This window comes from Iodobacter sp. BJB302, assembly GCF_002735645.1.
Classification (GTDB): domain Bacteria; phylum Pseudomonadota; class Gammaproteobacteria; order Burkholderiales; family Chitinibacteraceae; genus Iodobacter.
In genome coordinates this window covers 1-20,993 of sequence record NZ_PDZG01000022.1, presented here as the reverse complement: position 1 = coordinate 20,993, position 20,993 = coordinate 1, and the positions used below count along the sequence as shown (strand labels likewise).

The 20,993-nt window shown below is 53.7% G+C and carries 21 protein-coding genes, 1 rRNA gene and 1 riboswitch; of the genes, 11 read left to right on the top strand and 11 right to left on the bottom strand.

All coding sequences use genetic code 11. The features are described 5' to 3' along the window. Positions 1–205: 205 nt before the first annotated feature. The 10 genes from CSQ88_RS09215 to eutS form a co-directional block, all read right to left on the bottom strand. Complete coding sequence (locus tag CSQ88_RS09215) at positions 206–1,408, bottom strand: iron-containing alcohol dehydrogenase family protein (protein ID WP_099397818.1); 1,203 nt, start codon at positions 1,406–1,408, stop codon at positions 206–208. Further along, positions 1,401–2,252 (bottom strand): ethanolamine utilization protein EutJ, encoded by an 852-nt coding sequence (eutJ, locus tag CSQ88_RS09210; RefSeq protein WP_218963049.1) that lies wholly within the window; start codon positions 2,250–2,252, stop codon positions 1,401–1,403. Before eutJ ends, CSQ88_RS09215 begins: the two co-directional genes overlap by 8 nt. Positions 2,253–2,265: 13 nt before the next feature. Further along, positions 2,266–3,684, bottom strand: coding sequence for an aldehyde dehydrogenase family protein (locus CSQ88_RS09205; RefSeq protein WP_218963048.1), 1,419 nt, complete (start codon positions 3,682–3,684; stop codon positions 2,266–2,268). A gap of 33 nt (positions 3,685–3,717) precedes the next feature. Continuing rightward, complete coding sequence (eutN, locus tag CSQ88_RS09200; RefSeq protein WP_099397817.1) at positions 3,718–4,002, bottom strand: ethanolamine utilization microcompartment protein EutN; 285 nt, start codon at positions 4,000–4,002, stop codon at positions 3,718–3,720. A 132-nt stretch (positions 4,003–4,134) separates the two neighbouring features. Continuing rightward, a complete protein-coding gene (gene eutM / locus CSQ88_RS09195; RefSeq protein WP_099397816.1) occupies positions 4,135–4,425 on the bottom strand; it encodes an ethanolamine utilization microcompartment protein EutM in 291 nt (96 codons plus the stop codon). A gap of 37 nt (positions 4,426–4,462) precedes the next feature. Further along, on the bottom strand, positions 4,463–5,491 hold the full coding sequence (gene pta, locus CSQ88_RS09190) for a phosphate acetyltransferase (RefSeq protein ID WP_099397815.1): 1,029 nt from the start codon (positions 5,489–5,491) through the stop codon (positions 4,463–4,465). Further along, positions 5,491–6,309: an ethanolamine utilization cob(I)yrinic acid a,c-diamide adenosyltransferase EutT gene (gene eutT, locus CSQ88_RS09185; RefSeq protein ID WP_099397814.1), complete on the bottom strand. Its 819-nt coding sequence runs from the start codon at positions 6,307–6,309 to the stop codon at positions 5,491–5,493. Before eutT ends, pta begins: the two co-directional genes overlap by 1 nt. 2 nt (positions 6,310–6,311) lie before the next feature. Further along, positions 6,312–7,046, bottom strand: coding sequence for an ethanolamine utilization acetate kinase EutQ (eutQ, locus tag CSQ88_RS09180; protein WP_099397813.1), 735 nt, complete (start codon positions 7,044–7,046; stop codon positions 6,312–6,314). After that, positions 7,043–7,528 (bottom strand): EutP/PduV family microcompartment system protein, encoded by a 486-nt coding sequence (locus tag CSQ88_RS09175; RefSeq protein WP_099397812.1) that lies wholly within the window; start codon positions 7,526–7,528, stop codon positions 7,043–7,045. Before CSQ88_RS09175 ends, eutQ begins: the two co-directional genes overlap by 4 nt. Further along, on the bottom strand, positions 7,528–7,863 hold the full coding sequence (eutS, locus tag CSQ88_RS09170) for an ethanolamine utilization microcompartment protein EutS (RefSeq protein ID WP_099397811.1): 336 nt from the start codon (positions 7,861–7,863) through the stop codon (positions 7,528–7,530). The genes CSQ88_RS09175 and eutS overlap by 1 nt, the downstream gene beginning before the upstream one ends. A gap of 426 nt (positions 7,864–8,289) precedes the next feature. Beyond that, positions 8,290–8,504, top strand: a riboswitch (cobalamin riboswitch). 133 nt (positions 8,505–8,637) lie between these two features. Between eutS and CSQ88_RS09160 the strand changes: the two genes are divergently transcribed. From CSQ88_RS09160 to CSQ88_RS09110, 11 genes are all read left to right on the top strand, one after another. Next, on the top strand, positions 8,638–10,524 hold the full coding sequence (locus CSQ88_RS09160; protein WP_180273609.1) for a TonB-dependent receptor domain-containing protein: 1,887 nt from the start codon (positions 8,638–8,640) through the stop codon (positions 10,522–10,524). After that, the gene (cobU, locus tag CSQ88_RS09155; RefSeq protein WP_099397808.1) at positions 10,521–11,039 is read left to right on the top strand and encodes a bifunctional adenosylcobinamide kinase/adenosylcobinamide-phosphate guanylyltransferase; all 519 of its coding nucleotides are present in this window, start codon (positions 10,521–10,523) and stop codon (positions 11,037–11,039) included. Before CSQ88_RS09160 ends, cobU begins: the two co-directional genes overlap by 4 nt. Beyond that, positions 11,033–11,980 (top strand): CobD/CbiB family cobalamin biosynthesis protein, encoded by a 948-nt coding sequence (locus tag CSQ88_RS09150; protein ID WP_099397807.1) that lies wholly within the window; start codon positions 11,033–11,035, stop codon positions 11,978–11,980. Before cobU ends, CSQ88_RS09150 begins: the two co-directional genes overlap by 7 nt. Beyond that, positions 11,968–12,984: a threonine-phosphate decarboxylase CobD gene (gene cobD, locus CSQ88_RS09145; protein WP_180273608.1), complete on the top strand. Its 1,017-nt coding sequence runs from the start codon at positions 11,968–11,970 to the stop codon at positions 12,982–12,984. The genes CSQ88_RS09150 and cobD overlap by 13 nt, the downstream gene beginning before the upstream one ends. Positions 12,985–12,986: 2 nt before the next feature. Further along, entirely contained in the window at positions 12,987–13,790 is an 804-nt protein-coding gene (locus CSQ88_RS09140; RefSeq protein ID WP_099397805.1) for an ABC transporter substrate-binding protein, read from the top strand. Positions 13,791–14,236: 446 nt separating this feature from the next. Continuing rightward, complete coding sequence (gene cobO / locus CSQ88_RS09135) at positions 14,237–14,839, top strand: cob(I)yrinic acid a,c-diamide adenosyltransferase (protein WP_099397804.1); 603 nt, start codon at positions 14,237–14,239, stop codon at positions 14,837–14,839. Then, the gene (locus CSQ88_RS09130) at positions 14,833–16,116 is read left to right on the top strand and encodes a cobyrinate a,c-diamide synthase (RefSeq protein ID WP_099397803.1); all 1,284 of its coding nucleotides are present in this window, start codon (positions 14,833–14,835) and stop codon (positions 16,114–16,116) included. The genes cobO and CSQ88_RS09130 overlap by 7 nt, the downstream gene beginning before the upstream one ends. After that, positions 16,113–16,976 (top strand): cobalamin-binding protein, encoded by an 864-nt coding sequence (locus CSQ88_RS09125; protein ID WP_099397802.1) that lies wholly within the window; start codon positions 16,113–16,115, stop codon positions 16,974–16,976. Before CSQ88_RS09130 ends, CSQ88_RS09125 begins: the two co-directional genes overlap by 4 nt. A 228-nt stretch (positions 16,977–17,204) precedes the next feature. Next, positions 17,205–18,194 (top strand): iron ABC transporter permease, encoded by a 990-nt coding sequence (locus CSQ88_RS09120; RefSeq protein ID WP_099397801.1) that lies wholly within the window; start codon positions 17,205–17,207, stop codon positions 18,192–18,194. Then, a complete protein-coding gene (locus CSQ88_RS09115) occupies positions 18,191–18,961 on the top strand; it encodes an ABC transporter ATP-binding protein (protein WP_180273607.1) in 771 nt (256 codons plus the stop codon). Before CSQ88_RS09120 ends, CSQ88_RS09115 begins: the two co-directional genes overlap by 4 nt. A gap of 299 nt (positions 18,962–19,260) precedes the next feature. Next, positions 19,261–20,700 carry a cobyric acid synthase gene (locus CSQ88_RS09110; RefSeq protein WP_180273606.1) on the top strand — a complete coding sequence of 480 codons (1,440 nt, stop codon included), beginning with the start codon at positions 19,261–19,263 and terminating at the stop codon, positions 20,698–20,700. A gap of 174 nt (positions 20,701–20,874) precedes the next feature. On the opposite strand, the gene rrf is transcribed toward CSQ88_RS09110, so the two are convergent. Further along, positions 20,875–20,988, bottom strand: a 5S ribosomal RNA gene (rrf, locus tag CSQ88_RS09105). Positions 20,989–20,993: the final 5 nt, after the last annotated feature.

The window sequence follows — 20,993 nt, the reverse complement described above, 5'->3', positions numbered from 1 at the left end:
GTGCGAGGGGTTTTCCTCGCTCAGCGATGGGGCTGAGCCGGAAAACGGCCATTCACTGCGTTATGCTCCTCGACAATAACCAGTTATTGCCTTCGTCGCATGCCTTGTGCTTGGCCGTTTTCCGGCTCAGCGCAATTGTGAATGAAACGTCAACAGACCCTAGCGTTGCAAGGCGTCTTTATAAATCTCAATATTTATCGATGCCTTAGCGTTGCCAGGCGTGCATATAAATCTCAATAATTTGCGCGCGTGTTGCGCTCCTTGGATTGCTGGCGGCGCACACATCGATCAGCGCGGCATCGGCCATTTCTGCAAAATCACCGGGGTTTACACTGGCAATTTGTAAGTTGGCGGGCAGGCCGACTTCAATAATCAGCGCTTGCACGGCAGCGATCAGCTCGATGTCTGAAAGCACATGCCCAAGCAAGGCCAAGCCCAATTCGCCATAGGATTTTTTGCAAACTAAGCGGTTAAAGTGCATAACCGAAGGCAGCAGTAAGGCATTAGCCACGCCATGAGGAATGCCATAACGAGCGCCAATCTGATGCGCCATCGCATGGGTTAAACCAAGGCCCGCATTGGAAAACGCCATCCCCGCAAGATAAGAGCCCAGCATCATGGCTTCACGCGCGGCGGCGTTATTCCCCTGCCCAACCGCAACCGGCAAAGCTTCCCCAATCAGGCCAATCGCCCGATAGGCCAGCGCCTGTGTCAGCGGATTAGTGCCAAGCGCCACATACGCTTCGATGGCATGCGTCAGCGCATCTACACCAGTTGCTGCCGTTAGCGATGCAGGCACGGCAAGCGTTAAGCTGGCATCAATAATGGCCAAATCAGGCAACATGGTTTCATGCAGGATCAGCTGCTTGATGTGGGTAACAGAATCCGTAATCACCGAAACATTACTGGCTTCTGACCCTGTACCTGCGGTCGTTGGTATCGCAACAAGCGGCAAACGACCACGGCTGATATTGGCCGGATCAACCAACTGAGCCACCGCCAGCCCGGGATGCAAAGCCAGCACCGCAATCGCCTTGGCGGTGTCCAATACCGAGCCGCCGCCAAATGCAATCACCGCATCACAAACACTGGCGCGCAGCTGTGCACATGCGGCTTCCACTTTTGCGCTATCTGGCTCGCCCTGTGGATAAGCCATTGCTTCCCATGCAATGCCTTGCCGCTCCAGCGAGCGGAACAAGCCATCGGCCAGGCCATTTTTTAATAAGAACTCATCAATCAAAACAAAGGCGCGCACGATGCCACGCTGGCTTAAAGCGGCCCCCGCTTTGGCAACGGCTCCTGCCCCCATTAAGGTGGTCGGTGGCACATTAAAAGTGCTCACTGCTTGTGCGTTAATCAAATCAATCGTTTGATAAATCGCGCTATTCATCTCATTTTGATTAAACATGGGCATTTCCATCCTCTGCAACGATACTTAAGGCGTAAGCAGCGATCGCCAGTGGCGTCAAATAAATAGGGTGCCGGGGCAGATGAACCCGGTGATTGGGAAACTCATGGGCAAAGAGCGATTGCACGCCCGGCATGGTGCAAGAGCCGCCCGACAGATAAAGATCTGCAACCTCATGCCCCGCCAGATGATCACGCACGATATCGCTCATCTTTTCGAATACCGGCTTTACCACCGGCCAGATGTCTTTACCCTGCATTTTTTTAATCACATCGACGTCTTCTAAGGCCATGCGCAAACTACCTGCGAGCGTCAGCGAAATATGATGGCCACCCGTAGGCTCGTCACCCGAGTAAATCACCCGCCCGCCTTCCACCACCGCAATCCCCGTGGTGCCGCCACCAATATCCACCACCGCAGCGCGATCGAGCTGCAACAGATGCGCCACCGCTGAGGGCTCATCACAAACACCAATCACATTCAGCCCGGCGGCTTCCAGCACATTGACCGAAATTCGCGGATCCGTACCCGGTGGAAACGAGGTGGCAGCATGGCTGAAACACTGGCCAAAGATGGTTTCTAAGGTATCCAGATGACGGCGCAAGATGGTCACTGCGCCAAAGAAATCCCAAACAATGCCGTCCCGCACCACATCTGCCCAATCGAGGCACACGGCCAAAGGCTGGGCGTTTTGATCGACCACCATAGACACCACGTCGCTGGTACCTAAATCAATCCCCAGGGCCATCACAGGCTCTGCCCCGGCAGGCGTTGCATCGTTTAGTAATGCATGCGCTAAATCTAAACGAGGCTGTAACCAGCTTTGAATATCACGAGGAATCATGGTGGTCATCTCATCACACGATGCGGAAGTTGCCGGCCATCACACAGCGGCGCAGACGAACAAAGCTGCGCGCCGAGGTAACGCCTTCACCGGTTGGGGTAGAAATCGTCATCGTGGTCCAGCCTTCACCACCAAAACCTAAACCAGCCAAATGGGGGCCATTTTTGACAAAGATGCTGGTATTCACGGCATTGGCCATGCGATCCAGATTGTCGATATTGCGTGAGTGCATCCCTGCGGTATGACGGCAGCCGCCTTCTAATTTCACGGCCAGATCAATTGCGACATTCACGTTTGGCGCGCGAATCACCGGCAGCACAGGCATCATCAGCTCGGTCACTGCAAAGGGATGACTGGCGGGGGTTTCTACAAAGAGCAAACGCGTATCGGCGGGTACATCCAGACCAATCGCTGCAGCAATCTTGGTGGCGTCACGGCCCACCCAATCGCGGCTCACCGTGCCGTGGCCGCTTTCATCGACCTTGGTCAGCAATATTTTTTGCAAACGCTCTGCTTGCTCGGCCGTCAATTCAACGGCTTTATTTTTTTTCATCTCGCTTTTTAGCGCGTCGCACACGCTGTCCACCACGATCACTTCTTTTTCCAGCACGCAGATCATGTTGTTATCAAACGAGGCGCCCCAAACAATGCTCTTACCTGCGCGGGCAAGATCAGCCGTTTCATCCACCACCACAGGTGGATTACCTGCACCTGCCGCAATCAAGCGTTTATCGGTATTCGAGCGTGCGGCATCAACCACCGCCTCACCCCCGGTCACCACCAATAAATGAATGCCCGGATATTTAAATAAGCGCTGAGCGGCTTCCAGTGTTGGCTTGGCAATCGTCACCAGCGTATTGGCCGGGCCGCCCGCCGCCACAATGGCTTCATTCAAAACGGTAATGGCACGTTGCGAGGTTTTCTTAGCGGCTGGATGCGGGGCGAACACCACGGTATTGCCCGCAGAAATCATGCTGATCGCGTTGTTAATCACGGTGGCGGCGGGGTTGGTGGATGGCGTTACAGAAGCAATCACCCCCCATGCAGCGTTTTCGATAATGGTGAGGCCGTCATCGCCAGTCAGCACTTTGGCTTCTAAACATTCCACGCCTGGAGTGAGGCGGGCTTGAGAAATATTCTTGGTAATCTTGTCATCAACACGGCCCATGCCGGTTTCAGCCACAGCCATTTCGGCCAGCTCTTTTGCACAGGCTTCGCCAGCGCTGCGAATCGCAGCCACAACTAAGCGGCGCATCGAAACGGAAGATAATGCTTTTTGGGCTTCGATTGCGGCGGCAACAGCGTCGTCAAGTTCAGCAAACACGCCAGCTGGCAGCTTTGCTACAGGGGCCGCTGCTACGGCAGAGGCTGGCTGCATCGAGGCAATCACCGCCCGAACAACCTGTTCTATTTCCTTCGCTTTCAAATCCACAATCTGTCTCCTGTTCTGTACTCAAACACGGGCTTACTTGTGATAAGCCACAGCACCATCGAGTACGACTTCATCAATAATGCCCACGACACACAGATCGACCGGAGCACCTTCGCTGGTCGATTCACGAGCCGAGCTACCAGAAACCAGCAGCACCCATTCGCCATTGCCTCCGCCGATACTGTCTGCCGCAACATGCATCTCGCCACTGGGCACACCACTGGCATCAATCATCTTTACTAACAACAAACGTTCACGCGTTAAAGCCGCATGTTTAACGGTTGAAACAACCTGTCCAACAACCACACCCAGCCTCATAACGAGCTCCAATTCATAAAATTCAGGCAAAGCAATTCCCTGCCTGCTATTTCGGCATTTCCAGAATTCAGAGGGAAATCAACAGCAAGGTGAGCCGACGCGCCTCAGCGCACCGGCAGGGGTACTACCAGATCAGTCGAAATCCTTGCTATCCATCTTGATTGGAAAAACATCTTCCAAATCAGAATGCGGACGTGGGATAACGTGCACAGAAACTAACTCACCAATACGCTGAGCCGCTGCTGCACCTGCATCTGTCGCCGCTTTACATGCAGCCACATCACCACGAACCATGGCTGTCACTAAGCCGCCACCGATGCTTTTCACACCGACCAGCTTTACACGAGCCGCTTTGACCATCGCATCGGAAGCTTCAATCAGAGCGACCATACCGCGTGTTTCAATCATGCCAAGTGCTTCCATTTTCAAACTCCTTAAGGGTGGTTAAATCTAAAACAAATTAACTTCGGGTCAGCCCGGCCACGGCCAAATCTGGCTGTGATCGTGCGTCACCCGATGGGGCCATCTTCATTGCCAGCAGGCTGACTTGCACCATATCTTCTGCGGTACAGCCACGCGACAAATCGTGGTAAGGCAGGCACAGCCCCTGAATCATTGGGCCTAGTGCCGTATATGCGCCCATACGCTGAGCAATTTTGTAGCCAATATTGCCTGCTTCTAAGCTTGGAAAAACCAGCACATTGGCACGCCCGGCCACCGGGCTGTCTTTGGCTTTTTGCGCGGCCACTTCCGGCACCATGGCGGCATCAAATTGCAGCTCACCATCGACGCTTAAATCAGGCCGGCGCTCACGCACCAAACGGGTGGCTTCCCGTACCGCATCCACCGAGGCATGGCGCGCACTGCCTAAAGTCGAAAATGACAGCATGGCAATATGCGGCTCTAAGCCCGTCACACGCCGATAGCTATCAGCGGCGCTAATGGCAATATCAGAGAGTTGTGCTGGCGTTGGATGAGGCACCACACCACAATCGGTAAAGACCAAAGGCTGGCCATCATCTGGCGGCAACATAAAAAAGATCGACGACACCGTTTTATTGCCTTCAGCCAAACCCACTACACGTAAAGCCGCACGCAATACATTACTGGTTGGGGAATGATTACCGCCCACCACGCAATCCACATCCCCCGCCATGAGCATCGCTCCGGCAAACCACAAAGGGTCTTTCAATAATGCTGCTAACTCTTCTTCGCTCTTGCCTGGCATACGCTCCGCAAGGGCTGCGATATACGCGGGTAATCTGGCCGATGTTTGCGGATCAATCATTGGCACCCGCCCAAGCGGCAAATGCTCCTGATGGCAAAACGCTCGCATTTCAAAGGGATTACCCAGCAATACCGGCTGTGCATAGCCTGCTTCGGCTAAATAAAACGCTGCACGCACGCTTCTGGCGTCAAGGCTGTCTGGAAATACCAAACGCGCAGGACAAGCTAAGGCTGCGGTGCGACATTGGTCTAACAAAGTCATCAATGGCCTCCCAAATTAGGCAAAGGTTTGCCTGCTTCTTGCAGCAGCACCAAAATCATCAGCACATAAACTGCACTGGAAAGCCGGTTAAGGGCTTGCAAAATATCAGGCCGGACCAGATCAAAATCACGATCAATATAAAGATCTGCGGCCTGAACTTCGCATTCACGAATCCGCGCACGCAGTAAATTAAGCCTGGCGATGCTTGCCCCATGCTCAAGCGCAGGAACGATATGATCGTGGCCCAGCTCTTTTAATGGCTGGTGCGACAGAGCGTGAATGCGCGCTTCATCTAAATCACCCATAGTAATAGCCGGCATTGGCTCACCACTCACCTCAGCACGTAAAACATTGCCTAGCCATGAGCGAATATCCGCGAGCATATGTGCCAGCGCCTTGCGCCTACCCTGAGGATCAAACTCTGTTTGTGCCCAAATCGCTAGGGCGATGGTGCTATCAAGTAAGCCCCGTAAACGGATACGCTCATCATTTTTGGCCACCATCGTGCCGGCATTCAGATGCGTCATCGCGGCAGATTTACGTGCAACAACTTGCTGGCATAGGGCGCAATGCGCGGCGTGGTGCTCTGCATCGCCCGTCAATACATGCACCGGCGCAAGGACGACTTCACCATCTGCACCGGCCTGCTCTACAAACACACTGCCGTCCGCATTGATAAACTTCACTGTTAAATGGCGGTCTTCAATTAAAGAGCGCGCCGCAGGCGTCAGCCGCGCATGTGCGGGAAGTTGAATCTCGGTGCCTGTGGCGCGGCCAAAGTGCTCACGCAGCCAGTCTTCAGTAATGAAGGTCATCATGCTTAGCACTCTTGCCAATTCGCCGGATAAGCCACGTATAAAAAGGACACTTTGCCTGGCGTGCCAAATTCGATACTGGAATTCTTAGGAATAAAAATCACGTCGCCAGCCTTGGCGATGGCGGTTTCGCCATCGCAACGAATATGCAGCTCGCCATCCAGCACGATATCAATCTCGTCGTAACGCAGCGTCCATGGGAAAAAGCTGTTTTCCCATTGCATAAAACCAGCCGCCATCGTGCTGCCGTCGGCACCGGTAATCACATCGGCAATCCCGATCTGATTCGCTCCTGCCCCCTCAAGCAAGCCCATTTTTACCGAGCTGCCTGTTACACGCTTAATGCCGCTTTTTAAGGTAATTGATTCATAGCCAGCCACTGCCGAAGCAGTCGTTGTCGTGGCCGCAGTGGCCTGCTCTGCCGCCACTTTACGTACCAATTGATCAATCACGTTTTCCGGCACGCTGCCTGCGGGCAACTGCGCCAATACGGCCTGACGAATCGCCGCGAGTGAGGCTTCATGCTCAGTTGCAGGCGTGGCGGCTGAAGTCACCGGTGCAGAGCCAGCCATCGAAGCAGTTGTTTTACCCGCAAGCACTTCAATAATCTCAACCCCTAAGCGCTCAGCAACCATGCGTGCCTCTGCCGTCAAAATGCAATCGGGCAGGGTAATTTCGATTCGGGTTTTACCTTCGGCGTGTGCTGCACGAAGGGCGTCGGCGGTGATCAATTGCTTCATACTCTAATAACTCCTTGCGGTAGGCAGTCTTTATCCGTACTACCCATGAGAGAGGATTTCAGTACGGCCACCGTTTCAGGCCAATAACTGGAAACCTGGAAAATTTCGCCCACAAACCCGTGTTCGCGCAGCATGGCTTCAACGGCATCAGGATCAGCATCTTCTAAATCAATTTGGCTAATCACACCCAGCACCCGCTTACCGCCATATACACTCAGCAAACCCGGCGGCATCCGGTACTGCATATCATTAGCGGCATGCACGTAGACCAGGACATCCACATCATTCACGGTATTGATCAAGGCGCTATAGAGACGAGGATGATTAAAAAATTCACCCGGCGTATCCACCCCGCCCTTGCCATCGAATTCCAATGCCTGGGTTTTTTGTGCCACCAGCCCATCGCCCTGCAAGGCGTGAAATAAGGTTGATTTACCTGCGGCAACGGAGCCCACCATGGCGTAATGAATCGTCTTCTGCATTAGCTGCGCGTCTGTACGCAAATGGTGTAGCCAAGCACACGTTGCAGGCCAAGAATGGTTTGATTTAAGGCTTCTTCTACCGACCCGGTTGATCCGTAAATCACCAGAGCCCCAGAAAAGCGGTCTAAAAAACCGATATGAATATTGGCAGCCTTGCTGGCAAAATCACCGGCGATCATGGCGGTTTCACCCGGTGTGAGCGTCATGATTCCAATCGCCTCAGCCGTTGGCACGCCAATTTTTTTGGCCAGCTCTTCGGTTGGATGTGAAATCAAATGCGCCAGCGTCACTTGCTTACCGGGCACAAACTCCTGAATGATTCTTTCCTTTTCCATGCCAGCCTGCCGTATGAATTGCTGATTCAGACCGCATACTAATTCGCCACTCAAAAAAGCCACTATCAAAAATCGGCAACAATTTACGTGCAAATTTACACAACAGAAAAGGAAGCATTTTTTGCGGAAGCGGGGAACAATAAGGCCGTAAGGCAATGGATTAGCCAGCAGAATGTGTAAAGCCGAAGGGAGGAGAAACGGTGATGAGCTAAGAATTAAGCGGCTAAAAAGTGAGCAATTTAAAATACAACGCCGACAAAAAGCCTTGCCTCATGCCAATCATTTTTTAAGAATGCAGTCTGAACTTACAAGGAACGAGCCGCATGACATCGCCGTTATCTTTTATGTTCAAAAACCATAAGCAGAACAGAAGCCCTTCAGCCAGCCATGCATTGAGTACATAGGCAATTTGTGCTGAGGAGGTATACAATCCGCCCATTCTAAGGTGCTCGAAAGAGTAAAACGGGAAACAGGTTTAAATCCTGTGCTGCCCCTGCAACGGTAAGCAAGTAAAAATACATCGTGTAAACCACTGTCTGAGCAAGATGGGAAGGTGATGTATTGGGTCTGTAAATTGAGCGCGCTCACATTAACAGATCTGCTTGTAAGCCCGGAGACCGGCCTTAAAACCTTCGCCCTCAGGGCAAAGGTCAACCACGCGCGGCAGGGTAGCCGAAGCGAGCTTGATTCATCGTGCTTTTGCGCCTTGTTTCCTCTCTGCCTCCTCCTTGTCATCATTACCCCTCTTGGGTGATGGCGCTCAGGAGATCAATCATGTTGTTCCGCAGTACATCCCTCTTTATGCTGACGACGCTTGCCGCCAGCCTTTGTGCTCAAGCCGAAACAATCCTGCTTCCCCCTGTGATTACCACGGCCGCACGCCAGCCCCAATCGCCACGCGAAGTGATTGGTGACGTAACCCTGATTGATCAGGCCAGCATTCAAGAATCCGCGGCCATCAGCCTGCCCGATTTGCTGGCCCGCCAGCCTGGCCTGCAAATCTCCAGCAACGGCGGAGCAGGCAAACCAAGCAGCGTGTTTTTGCGCGGCAATAATAGCCAGCACACCCTGGTCTTAATCGACGGGATTCGTGTTGGCTCGGCCACGCTGGGTGCGGCGGCATTTCAGCATTTCCCGCTCAGTCAGATTGATCGTATTGAAATACTGCGCGGGCCAGCCGCCAGCCTGTATGGCTCTGATGCCATCGGTGGCGTGATTCAAATCTTTACTAAAACAGGGAAAAAAGGCTTTCACCCTTCGGCCGAAATCGGCTACGGCAGCCAAAACAGCGTAGAAGCTAAAGCGGGAATTTCAGGCGGCGATGACGACACCCGCTACGCGCTGAATTTAGCCCACTCAAAAACAGATGGCATCAGTGCCATTAAAAACAGCAGCAACCCCGGTTTTTATCCTGATGATGATGGCTACGAAAACAACAGCCTGTCTTTTTCTCTCACGCATAAAATCAACGAGGGCAATGAGCTGGGCGCCAGCCTGATTTCTGCATGGGGGAAAAACCAGCTGGATGGTTATGTATTTGATGACAACTACGCACCGGTCGCACAAAACTATGACTATCGGGATGAAACACGCAATAGTAGCGCCAATATCTGGAGCAAAAATCGCCTGACGACCAACTGGAGCAGCCTGATCAAACTGGGCCACAGCAGCGATAAAAACACCTCATTCACCCCTCAGTCGGCCTCCGATTACAGCGATAAAACGAGCCGTATCCAAACCGAACAAACGCAATTATCCTGGCTTAATGATATAAAAACTGGCTTGGGCACCTTTCAATTAGGGGCAGAAACCCTGGAACAAAAGGTCAGTGGTGATGTGGCTTATGCCGTAGATCAACGCCGGATTAACAGCCTGCAAGCAGGTTATTTAGCGCATTTTGGCGACGTTTCGCTACAAATAAATGCACGTAGTGATGATAACTCCCAATTTGGCCGCCACAACACCGGCAGTGCAGGTTTAACTTGGCAATTCAATGATGATTGGCAGTTAGGCGGCACTGCAGGCACCGCCTTCAAAGCGCCCACTTTCAATGATTTATATTGGCCGGAAGATCCATACAGCAGTGGTAACGCCAATTTGAGTCCTGAGGAATCCAATAATAAAGAGATCTTTATTCGCTATAGCGCGGGCACGATCAATGCTTCTTTAACCGCCTACAACAATAAAGTCACCAACTTGATTCAGTGGGCAGAAAGCCGCCCTTATTTTTCTCAGCCTATGAATGTGGGAGAAGCGCAGCTTCGCGGCATCACGCTCACGACTGATTGGCAACAAGGCGATTACTTAGCAGGCTTTAGCTACGATTATTCAGATGCAAGTGATGAATCAGCAGGAGCCAACCACGGCAACCGTTTGGCCCGCCGCGCCAAGCACTCTGGCCTGATCTATGCAGGCATGGCCTTAGATGCCTGGACGCTGCGCACAGAAATACAAGCACAGGGGCACCGCTTTGATGACGCTGCTAATAAAAAAGAGCTGGCCGGATATGCGCTGACTAACCTCTCTGCCAGCTGGAAAATCAATAAAGACTGGTCCTTGCAAGCGCGTGTTAACAACCTCTTTGATCAAGAATACGAGCAGGTTAAGGATTACGGCACGCTAGGGCGCAACGCCATGCTTAATTTGCGCTGGCAACAATGAGCACCGAGCTCATTTTAGGTGGGGCGCGCAGCGGCAAAAGCAGCTACGCGCTGGCAAAAGCACTGGCCCACGACGGGCCGGTGTTTTGGCTGGCAACGGCTCAGGCTTTTGACGAGGAAATGCAGGAGCGCATTATCCGGCACAAGGCTGAACGCCCCGCGCATTGGCAAACGCTGGAAGCCCCCTTGCAGCTGGCTGCGGCACTCACCCAAAGCCAGGATCAATTTTGTGTGATTGACTGCCTGACGCTCTGGGTTTCCAACTGGCTGTGCAAGGATGATCTGAGCGGTTGGGCGCAAGAAAAACAGGCCTTTATCGCAGCAGCAGCGGCACATTGTGGCACGCTGTTATTGGTGAGCAATGAAGTGGGCTTTGGCATCGTGCCGGATAATGCCCTGGCCAGATTATTCCGCGATAAGGCTGGCCGCTTACATCAGGATATCGCCAGGCAAGCCGCCAATGTCACGCTGGTGGTCGCCGGCATCCCTATGCCGGTGAAGCGCAGCGGATGTTGACTCTGAACCCAACTCACTGGCTATTCGCCTTCGCCCTTGGCCTGCTGCTGGAGCTTTGCCTGGGAGAGCCTAAGCGCTTTCATCCGCTGGTGGGCTTTGGCTGGCTGGCGTCCAAGCTGGAGCGGCGCTTTAATCTGGACCATCTTTCGCAAACAGCAGGCCAATCCAATCTGCACAATATCTTGCGCGGTGCGCTGGCATTGCTGTTCCTGACAGGTGCATCACTCGCCGCCTTTGCCTTACTAAAACATTTTACAGGCTGGTGGGCCGACGCTTTGGCGCTGTGGTTTGCCCTTGGCGCACGCAGCCTGTTTGAGCATGTGCTCGCCATCGCCCGCCCCTTAAGTAAAGGAGATTTAGCCGCTGCCCGCAGCGCCGTTAGCCGGATTGTTAGCCGTGACTGCCGCCAGCTCGATGAAACAGGCGTCGCGAAAGCGGGCCTTGAATCCACCTTAGAAAACGGCGCAGATGCGATTTTTGCCAGCCTGTTTTTCTTTGCGCTGTTTGGTGGCTATGGCGTGCTGCTGCATCGCCTTGCCAATACGCTGGACGCCATGTGGGGCTATAAAACCGCGCGTTTATTTCACTTTGGCCGCATTGCAGCGCGGGCCGACGATGTACTCAACTTTATCCCAGCCCGCCTCACAGCACTCAGCTACGCCCTGCTCGGCCACTGCCGCAGTGCGTTTTCCTGCTGGCAGAGCCAGGCACCACTTTGGGACAGCCCCAATGCAGGCCCGGTAATGGCAAGCGGTGCGGGTGCTTTGCAGGTTTCTTTAGGCGGTGAGGCAACGTATCACGGCGAAATGCATGCCCGCCCGCAACTGGGCTGCGGCCCCGTACCAAACGCCCATGACTTGCAACGCGGGATAATGCTGGTGCAAAAAACGCTGGCCCTGTGGATCGCCCTTTTATCAGGAGGCGCGCTGTGGATGCTGTAAATCAGCCCCAGCACGGAGGCGATCTCCAGCGTGCAGTGGCGGCCTTTGGCGGAGATTTAGCCGACTGGATCGACTGCTCCAGCGGCATTGCCCCTTGGGCCTATCCCTTGCCTGCCGTGCCCGATCACATCTGGCAACGTCTGCCCGACCAAGATCACGCCCTGCTGATTGCGGCGCAAAAGTATTACGGCTGCGAGCACCTGCTGGCCCTGGCTGGCAGCCAGGTTGGCATCGCCCTGCTGCCCAAACTACGCCCTGCTTGCCGCGTGGCCATCATCAGCCCAACCTATGCTGAGCATCATTGGCAGTGGCAGCAGGCTGGGCATGAGGTCAGCGCAATCAGCAGCGGGCAAGTGGATGAATACTTAGAAAGCAGCGCCATTGATGTGCTGATCGTGGTCAATCCAAACAACCCCAGCGGCCAGCAAATTAGTGCTGCAACCCTACTGGCGTGGCATAAAAAATTAGCTGCACAGGGTGGCTGGCTGATTGTGGACGAAGCCTTTGCCGATTGCGCCCCCACTGCTAGCCTGCTGCCACACGCAGGTAAAACAGGGCTAATTATTCTGCGCTCTATTGGTAAATTTTTTGGGCTGGCAGGTATTCGCTTGGGCTTTATCGCCTGTGAAAAGCGGCTTTTAGAAGAAATAAAACAAGCCCTCGGCCCCTGGCATATCAGCGGCCCGGCCCAGTGGGCAGGGCAAATCGCCTTAAGCGATACAGCCTGGCAAGCTGCGCAACAACAGCGTTTGCTGGCCAATCAGGCGTGGATGATAGACACGCTCAGCGAGGCAGATTTAACGCCCAGCGGAAGCCTGCCGCTGCTGCACTGGTGCCCGACGCTCAATGCCAAAGCTCTGCATCGCCAACTCGCTAAACAAAAAATATGGTGCCGCCTGTTCGATCAATACAATCACCAGGGCCTGCGCTTTGGGCCGGTGGCAGAGCATCAGCAAGCACAATTTAAAACCCGATTAATGACGGCATTGTGCAACAAGGATTAAACATGAACACCCCCACAAAAATCGCCTGTCTTTCCAGCGAAACCGTTGATGTTTTATATGCACTCGGCCAGCAGCATTGCATCGCGGGCATCAGCGCTTTTTCGCGTCACCCGGAAGGCGTAACCAAACAGCACCCGATTATTTGTGGCTTTTCCAGCGCCAAAGTCGAGAAAATCCTCGCGGTAAAACCCGATCTGGTACTGGCTTATTCCAGCCTGCAAGGCGAAATGGTGAAAGAATGCGTGCTGGCCGGTTTGGAAGTACATTTTTTCAACCAAAAAAGCATTGCTGGCATTTTCAACATGATCGCTACGCTGGGGCGGCTACTCGATTGCCAGCCAGCCGCCACCGCTCTGATTACCGATTTACAGTCCCATATCGACGCCGCCCGCGCCCAAGCCGCCAGCTATAAATCGCGGCCTAAAGTCTATTTTGAAGAATGGCACGATCCGCTCTATACCGGCATCCGCTGGGTTTCCGAGCTAGTCGAAATTGCCGGTGGCGACGATATTTTTAGCGAGCTATCCCACGCAACACGCGCCAAAGATCGCACCGTTAGCCCTGAGCAAATTATTGCAGCACAGCCGGATATCATCATCGGCAGCTGGTGCGGCCAGCCCTTCGATGCCGATGCCGTACGGGCAAGGCCAGACTGGCAGTCCATCCCCGCTATTGCCAATAATCAGCTATTCGAAATAGCCAGCCACGACCTCCTCGTCCCCGGCATCGCCGCGATTCGGGATGGCTTAGGGCAAATCCAAAAAATTATTGCTGATTGGCCGTTGCATATAAAACCCACTTCTTGAAACACGGAGGACACAGAGAACACGGGGTTTCACGGAGAAAACTAAATATCAATCAAAAATCACCAGAAAATTAAGTAATCCTTTAAGGCTTCAGCAGTACTAAGTAATTTGCTTTTTGAGTAGCACACAAAGAAAAAACGTAAGTTCTACGCTCTTCGCACGGGGCTTTTACCTCCCCCTGAGACCAGCCGATCGAGGAACAAGCGGCATGGGGAAGTCGTCAATTCGTGTTTGAGCGAAGCGAGTTGAATTGACGCCATGCCGATTGTCCGCAGAGAGGGAACCCCGCGCAGCGGGGCGCAGACGCCGGGGCGGCCTTCTTTTGGTTCTTTTCTTGGCCGTCAAGAAAAGAACGCCCCCGCGGTGGCTACCGCACCAAAACACCGTGCCGCAGGCACTATTTAAATAATATTTTTAAGTTAGCGAATGACCGGAGAGCCATCACCATGACCATCAACACCGAACGCAATGCCCGCCACGCCGCCCGTATGGCGCGTAAAAAAGCCGTTATCGATGCGCATATCGCCGAAGCCAATATCGACACCGGCATCATGATTTTGCTCACTGGCAATGGCAAAGGTAAATCATCATCCGCCTTTGGCATGGTGGCGCGCGCCATTGGTCACGGGCTAAAAGTAGGCGTGGTGCAGTTTATTAAAAACCGTACCGATACCGGCGAAGAAGCCCTGCTCGGCAAGCATTGCGAATGGCATGTGATGGGCGATGGCTTTACCTGGGAAACGCAGAATTTTGAAGCCGACAAACTCAAATCTGAACAAGCCTGGGCCATCGCCGCGTGCATGCTGAACGACGCCAGCTACGACGTGGTGGTCCTGGACGAGCTGACCTACTGCCTCAGCTACAACTATCTGGATAAAGACATCATCATTAAAGACATCGAATCCCGTCCAGAAATGCAGCACGTAGTGGTCACCGGCCGCGCCGCCGTCAAAGAATTACACGAGATTGCCGATACAGTGACAGTACTGGCCGACGAAAAACACGCATATAAAGCAGGCATCAGGGCGCAAAAGGGTTTGGAATGGTAAGCACCGCCACCCTGCTAATCGCAGCCCCTTCTTCTGGCAGCGGCAAAACCACGATTACTGCGGCCTTAGCTTGGCATCATCGCAGCTTGGGCCGCAGAGTACGGGTATTTAAGTGTGGGCCAGATTTTCTAGATCCCATGCTGCTTGCCTACGCCAGCGGTGCACCAGTCAACAATCTGGATTTATGGATGGTAGGCGAGGATTTATGCCGTCAAATGCTGGCCGATGCGGCACAAGACGCCGATATCATCCTGATCGAAGCGGTGATGGGCCTCTTTGATGGTGAGCCTTCCGCTGCCGAGCTGGCCACCCGCTTGGGCCTGCCGGTGCTAGCGATTATCGACGCCAGCGCCATGGCGCAAACCTTTGGCGCACTGGCTTTCGGGCTGGCGCACTATAAAAATGATCTGCCGTTTTATGGCGTACTGGCTAATAAAGTAGCAGGCGATCGCCACGCACAAATGCTGCAAGAATCAGCAAGGCCCGAGCATTGGCAAGGCTGGCTGGGCAAGCATGAAGCCCTGCCCGAGCGCCATTTAGGCTTGGTGCTGCCGAATGAAATCCCCGATTTGGATCAAAAACTCGACGCACTGGCCGATGCCTTAGCCAGTCAGCCGATTGCGGCTTTGCCGCCAGTCATCGATTACAGCGCCTCTGCACGCCCGGCTTTAGCCCCGCTGCTCACAGGCAAACGCATCGCCATCGCCCGCGACGCGGCATTTTGTTTTATTTACCCAGCCAATTTAACTTGCCTGAGCGAAATGGGCGCGGAGCTGGTGTTTTTCTCCCCGCTTGCCCATGAAGCCCTGCCGGATGCCGACGCGCTCTACTTACCCGGTGGTTATCCAGAGCTACACGCGGCAACACTCGCGGCTCATCCGAGCATCGCCGACGATTTACGCCATTGGCTGGCAGCAGATAAGCCGGTATTTGCCGAATGCGGCGGTATGCTAGCGCTTTGCTCATCGTTAACACTTAGCGATGGCACCTCCCATAAAATGTGGGGGATTTTAGACGCCACAGCGACCATGCAAAAACGCCTTTCGGCCCTTGGCATGCAAGCTTTCGACTTAGGTGCGGGCGAACTACGTGGCCACACTTTTCACTACTCAACATTGCAAAGCACGCTGCACCCATTACGCCATGCCACGCCTTGCCGCTTGGGCAGCCAAGGTGAAGCAATCTATCGCCAGGGCAGCCTCACCGCTAGCTATGTGCATGCATGGATGATGAGTAACCCCGCTGCCAGCGCGGCCCTTTTTGGAACGACAGCATGAAACACATCCGCTATGCGACTTTTGCCAGCCTACTACTGGCCCATGCCGCCATCGCCAGCGTCAGTGTAAAAGACGATCGAGGCCAGGAAATTACCTTAGCCAACCCCGCACAACGCATCATCAGCCTGGCCCCGCACGCCACCGAAGACTTGTTTGCCATCGGCGCAGGCAAACTCATTGTTGGCGCGGTGAGTTACAGCGACTACCCGCCAGAAGCCAATAAAATCGAGCGTATCGGCGGCTATAACGGCTTTGATCTGGAACGCATCCGCGCCTTAAAGCCGGATCTGATCGTGGCATGGCAAAGTGGCAACCCCGCCAAGCAGCTGACACAAATCGAAACGCTGGGCTTGCCGGTTTTTTATACCTTTTCTAAAAAACTGGAAGACGTACCCACGGTGATGGAACGTTTAGGCGTGTTAACCGCCAAAGAGGGCGAAGCTCAGGCAGCCGCCAGCAAATACCGCAACAGCCTTGCCGCACTGGAGAAAAAATACGCGGGCAGAAAGCCAGTGCGTGTTTTTTATCAGGTATGGGACAGGCCCTTGATGACAATTAACCGCGAGCAAATTACTACCGATGCAATGCGCCTTTGTGGCGGCGTCAATGTCTTTGCCGACCTGCCTGCACTGGTACCCACCATCGACGATGAAGCGGTACTCGCCGCCAATCCGGATGTGATCATCACCAGCGGCGAGCCGGGTGTGAAAGACAGCGGGCTAGACCGCTGGAAACGCTGGCCTAATCTAAAAGCCAATAAACACCTCTACATCCTACCCAAAGACCTGCTTAGCCGCATGGGGCCAAGATTGGTAGAAGGCACAGAAAAGCTCTGCGAAGCGATTGATAAAGCGCGCTAAACCCAAACCAAACCCAGATTTTGAAACACGGAGTTACACAGAGAAAAGCAAAAGCGCTAATGATGGGGCGCTAAATGCGTAGCCCACCGCTATTGAGAAGGCCGAAAACCTAAAATTTCTGATCTTCTCCGTGAAACTCCATGCTCTCTGTGTCCTCCGTGTTTCAAGATTTGGGTTTTATTTATTACTCTCAGCAATTCAAGATTTGGTTTTTCAGGCAAAGTAATTATGAAGCATTCCCGCCTTACCCCGGCCAGACTCACCCTTACACTACTTGTGCTAAGCGGCCTGCTCTTGATCACCGCCATCCTTAGCCTCTGCTTTGGCAGTACCAGCTATCGCCCATGGCAATTACTGGGCAATGGCCCCGATGCCGCGCTCGCCCGTGATGTAGTGCTTGAGCTACGCCTGCCGCGCACCTTGGCGGCGATTTCCGTTGGTGGTTTGCTGGCGCTGGCCGGTGCATTGCAGCAGGTTTTACTCAGAAACCCGCTTGCTGATCCTTATATTCTCGGCACCTCGGGAGGGGCCAGTGTCGGCGCTTTGCTGGCGATGCTCTTGGGTGCGGGAGCCGGCACCGTCAACTTCGCAGCCTGCTGTGGAGCCTTGCTCAGTATTACCCTGGTGTTTATTTTGGCGCGCAAAGATCAATCCAGCAGCCAGGCACGATTACTCTTAACCGGGGTGGCGATTGCCTCTTTCTGTGGGGCTCTTTCCAGCTTATTACTCAGCCTTGCTCCCGATGGCCTCTTGCGCGGCATGGTGTTCTGGATGTTGGGTGATTTGGCCGGAGCACGCTGGCAGCTCGCTTTGCCCCTGCTGGTAGTGCTGCTTTTACTCGTCTGGCCACTGGCACGGCAGCTGAATGTGCTTAGCCAGGGCGCACAAACCGCCCATGCACTCGGGGCCAATACGCGTAAATTGCAATGGCTACTCTACTTTGTGGCCGCAGCGGCAACGGCCATCGCGGTAACCACAGCAGGCATGATCGGCTTTATCGGCCTAATCGTTCCTCACGCCTTGCGGCTGGTTTTAGGCCACGATCAGCGCCTGCTCTTACCTGCGGTCGCACTCACAGGCGGTACGGTTTTACTCGCTGCGGATATCGCTTCGCGTATTATTCTGGCCCCGCAACAACTCCCCGTTGGGGTGATCACCGCACTGGCCGGTGTGCCCGTTTTTTTATGGTTATTACAACATCGGGGAGTCGCACGATGAGCCATTTATCGCTGAACTCCTTAGCCATTCAACAGGGCGAGCGCCTGCTTTGCAAAAATCTGAATCTTGAAATTAATAAAGGCGAAAGCTGGCTTATTTTGGGCGAAAATGGCTGTGGCAAAAGCACCCTGCTCGCCACCTTGGCGGCATGGCTTAAGCCTGCAGCAGGCAAGATCCTGCTCAATCAACGACCATTAAAAAAATGGGCAGGCCATGAGCGGGCTAAAGAAATCGCGTGGCTTAGCCAGCAGGATGACTGCCCTTTTCCACTCTCCGTTATCGAAAAAGTCCTCAGCGGCCGTCACCCGCACCAAGGGCCATGGGATTGGGAAAGCCAGGATGATCTGCACCTTGCCGATGAGCAATTAGCAAGGCTGGATTTAAGCGATCTGAAACACCGCGATCTGGCCACGCTATCAGGTGGCGAGCGCCGTCGGGCCAGCCTTGCAGCGACGCTCGCTCAACAAGCCCCGCTAATCCTGCTCGACGAGCCCTTGTCACAGCTCGATCTGCGCCACCAGCAACAAGCCCTTTCGGTACTGCGCGAAGAAAACCAAGCGGGCCGAACCCTGCTGATGATCAGCCACGACCCAAACCACGCCCATCAATGGGCAAGCCATGTGCTGCTGATGTTTGGCAATGGGCAATGGCTTGCAGGGCCCAGATCCGAAATCATGAATAGCCAGAACCTCAGCGCGCTCTATCGCAGCGAAATCCGCAGCGCCAGCATCGAAGGGCAAGAGTGGTTTATCCCTCTGCCCCGCTAGAACCCAAATCTTGAACCACGGAGGACACAGAGAACACGGAGTTTCACGGAGACAAACTGAGCGGTTAAAAAATAATCTCCCCCAATGCCACGACCGTCATTCCCGAGTGTTTTTATCGGGAATCCAGCTGTGGCACTGGATTTCCAGACCCGAAGTGGGAAGTAATTGAAATCACACCCTCAGTATTGAAACACCTCTCAAGGTTTTCTCAGTGTTCAGCTTTTAATCTCCCCGTTCTCAGTGCCTACAGATCTTAGATTTGAGCATTTCTAACTCCCAATATTGCACAAGGCAAAACCATGCCCACTCTTATGATTCAAGGCTGCACCTCCGATGCAGGCAAGACTACCATCGTAGCCGCGCTCTGCCGCATTCTCTTGCGCCGTGGCATTAAAGTTGCACCGTTCAAGCCACAAAATATGGCGCTCAATAGCGCGGTCACCAGCGATGCAGGCGAAATTGGCCGCGCCCAAGCCATGCAAGCCGTTGCTGCAGGTATTGCCCCGCATACCGATTTCAACCCCGTACTCCTCAAGCCTTCCAGCGATTGCTGCGCCCAAGTCATTATTCAAGGGAAAAGCATCGGTAATTTAGATGCTGTGGATTACCACGCCTACAAGCAAACCGCCAAAAAAGCCGTGTTTGAGTCATGGGGGCGCTTACAAAATCAATACGAATGGGTGATCGTCGAAGGGGCTGGTAGCCCCGCCGAAATTAATCTGCGGGAGGGTGATATCGCCAATATGGGCTTTGCTGAAGAAGCAGACTGCCCTGTCTGGCTGGTTGCCGATATCGATCGGGGTGGCGTGTTTGCCCACTTTGTCGGCACACTATCTTGCTTGTCTGCCAGCGAGCAAGCAAGGGTCACGGGCTTTATCATTAATCGCTTTCGTGGTGATATCAAATTATTACAAGGCGGCATAGACTGGCTTGAGCAAACCACCGGCAAACCCATCATCGCGGTTGTTCCCTATTTGCATGGCCTAGATATCGCAGCTGAAGACGCCGTGCCCCGCACAGCAGGTAATGGTGGTGACTTTAAAATCGTTATCGCCACCCTGCCGCATATTTCCAACCACACCGATTTCGACCCGCTGCGCCGCATTACTGGCGTCGATTGCAGCTATGCCACTCCTAACCAGCCCTTGCCAGCAGCCGATCTGCTGATCATCCCCGGCAGCAAAAACACCCGTGGCGATCTGGCATGGCTGCGCCAGCAGGGTTGGGATAAACAAATTGAGAAACACCTGCGCTATGGCGGCAAAGTCATCGGCATCTGTGGCGGCTACCAAATGCTGGGCCAAACCATCGCCGATCCACTCGGGCTGGAAGGCGAGGCGGGAAACTCAAAAGGATTAGGCTGGCTGCCCATTAGTACATCGCTGGAACAAGACAAACAGCTGCGCAATTTATCAGGGCAACTCATCGCCAATGGTGAAGCCGTAACAGGCTACGAAATCCATCATGGCGAAACCCAAATCCTCGATTCAACCGCCATTCCACTGATTAAATATGCCAATGAACACGATGGCATCATCACAGAACAAGTGCTTGGCTGCTATCTGCACGGCTTATTTGATTCCAGCGCAGCATTAAAATCACTACTCGCGTGGGCTGGCCACCAAGTCGCAGAAGTCGTCGACCACCAGCAGCTGCTTGAGCAAGAAATCGACCGCCTGAGTGACGCGCTAGATCAAGCCATAGACTGGGAAAAAGCAAAACTAGCAGGCCTTAAATAACTCTTGGTGACATAGCTTTTGTAAGTTGAGTTAGCAGTCTGCGTGCGAGGTTTACCTCGCCCAGCGATAATCGCGTAACCCAACACGCAAACCACTAATGGTTCTTGCAACCACTTTTCTCCCGCGCAAAGCAAAAACCCCGATATCGCTTGATATCGGGGTTTTCTATGGGGTGTCTGGCAATGACCTACTTTCACACAGGTAATCTGCACTATCATCGGCGCTAAGGTGTTTCACTGTCCTGTTCGGGATGGGAAGGAGTGGGACCACCTCGCTATGGTCGCCAGACTTTA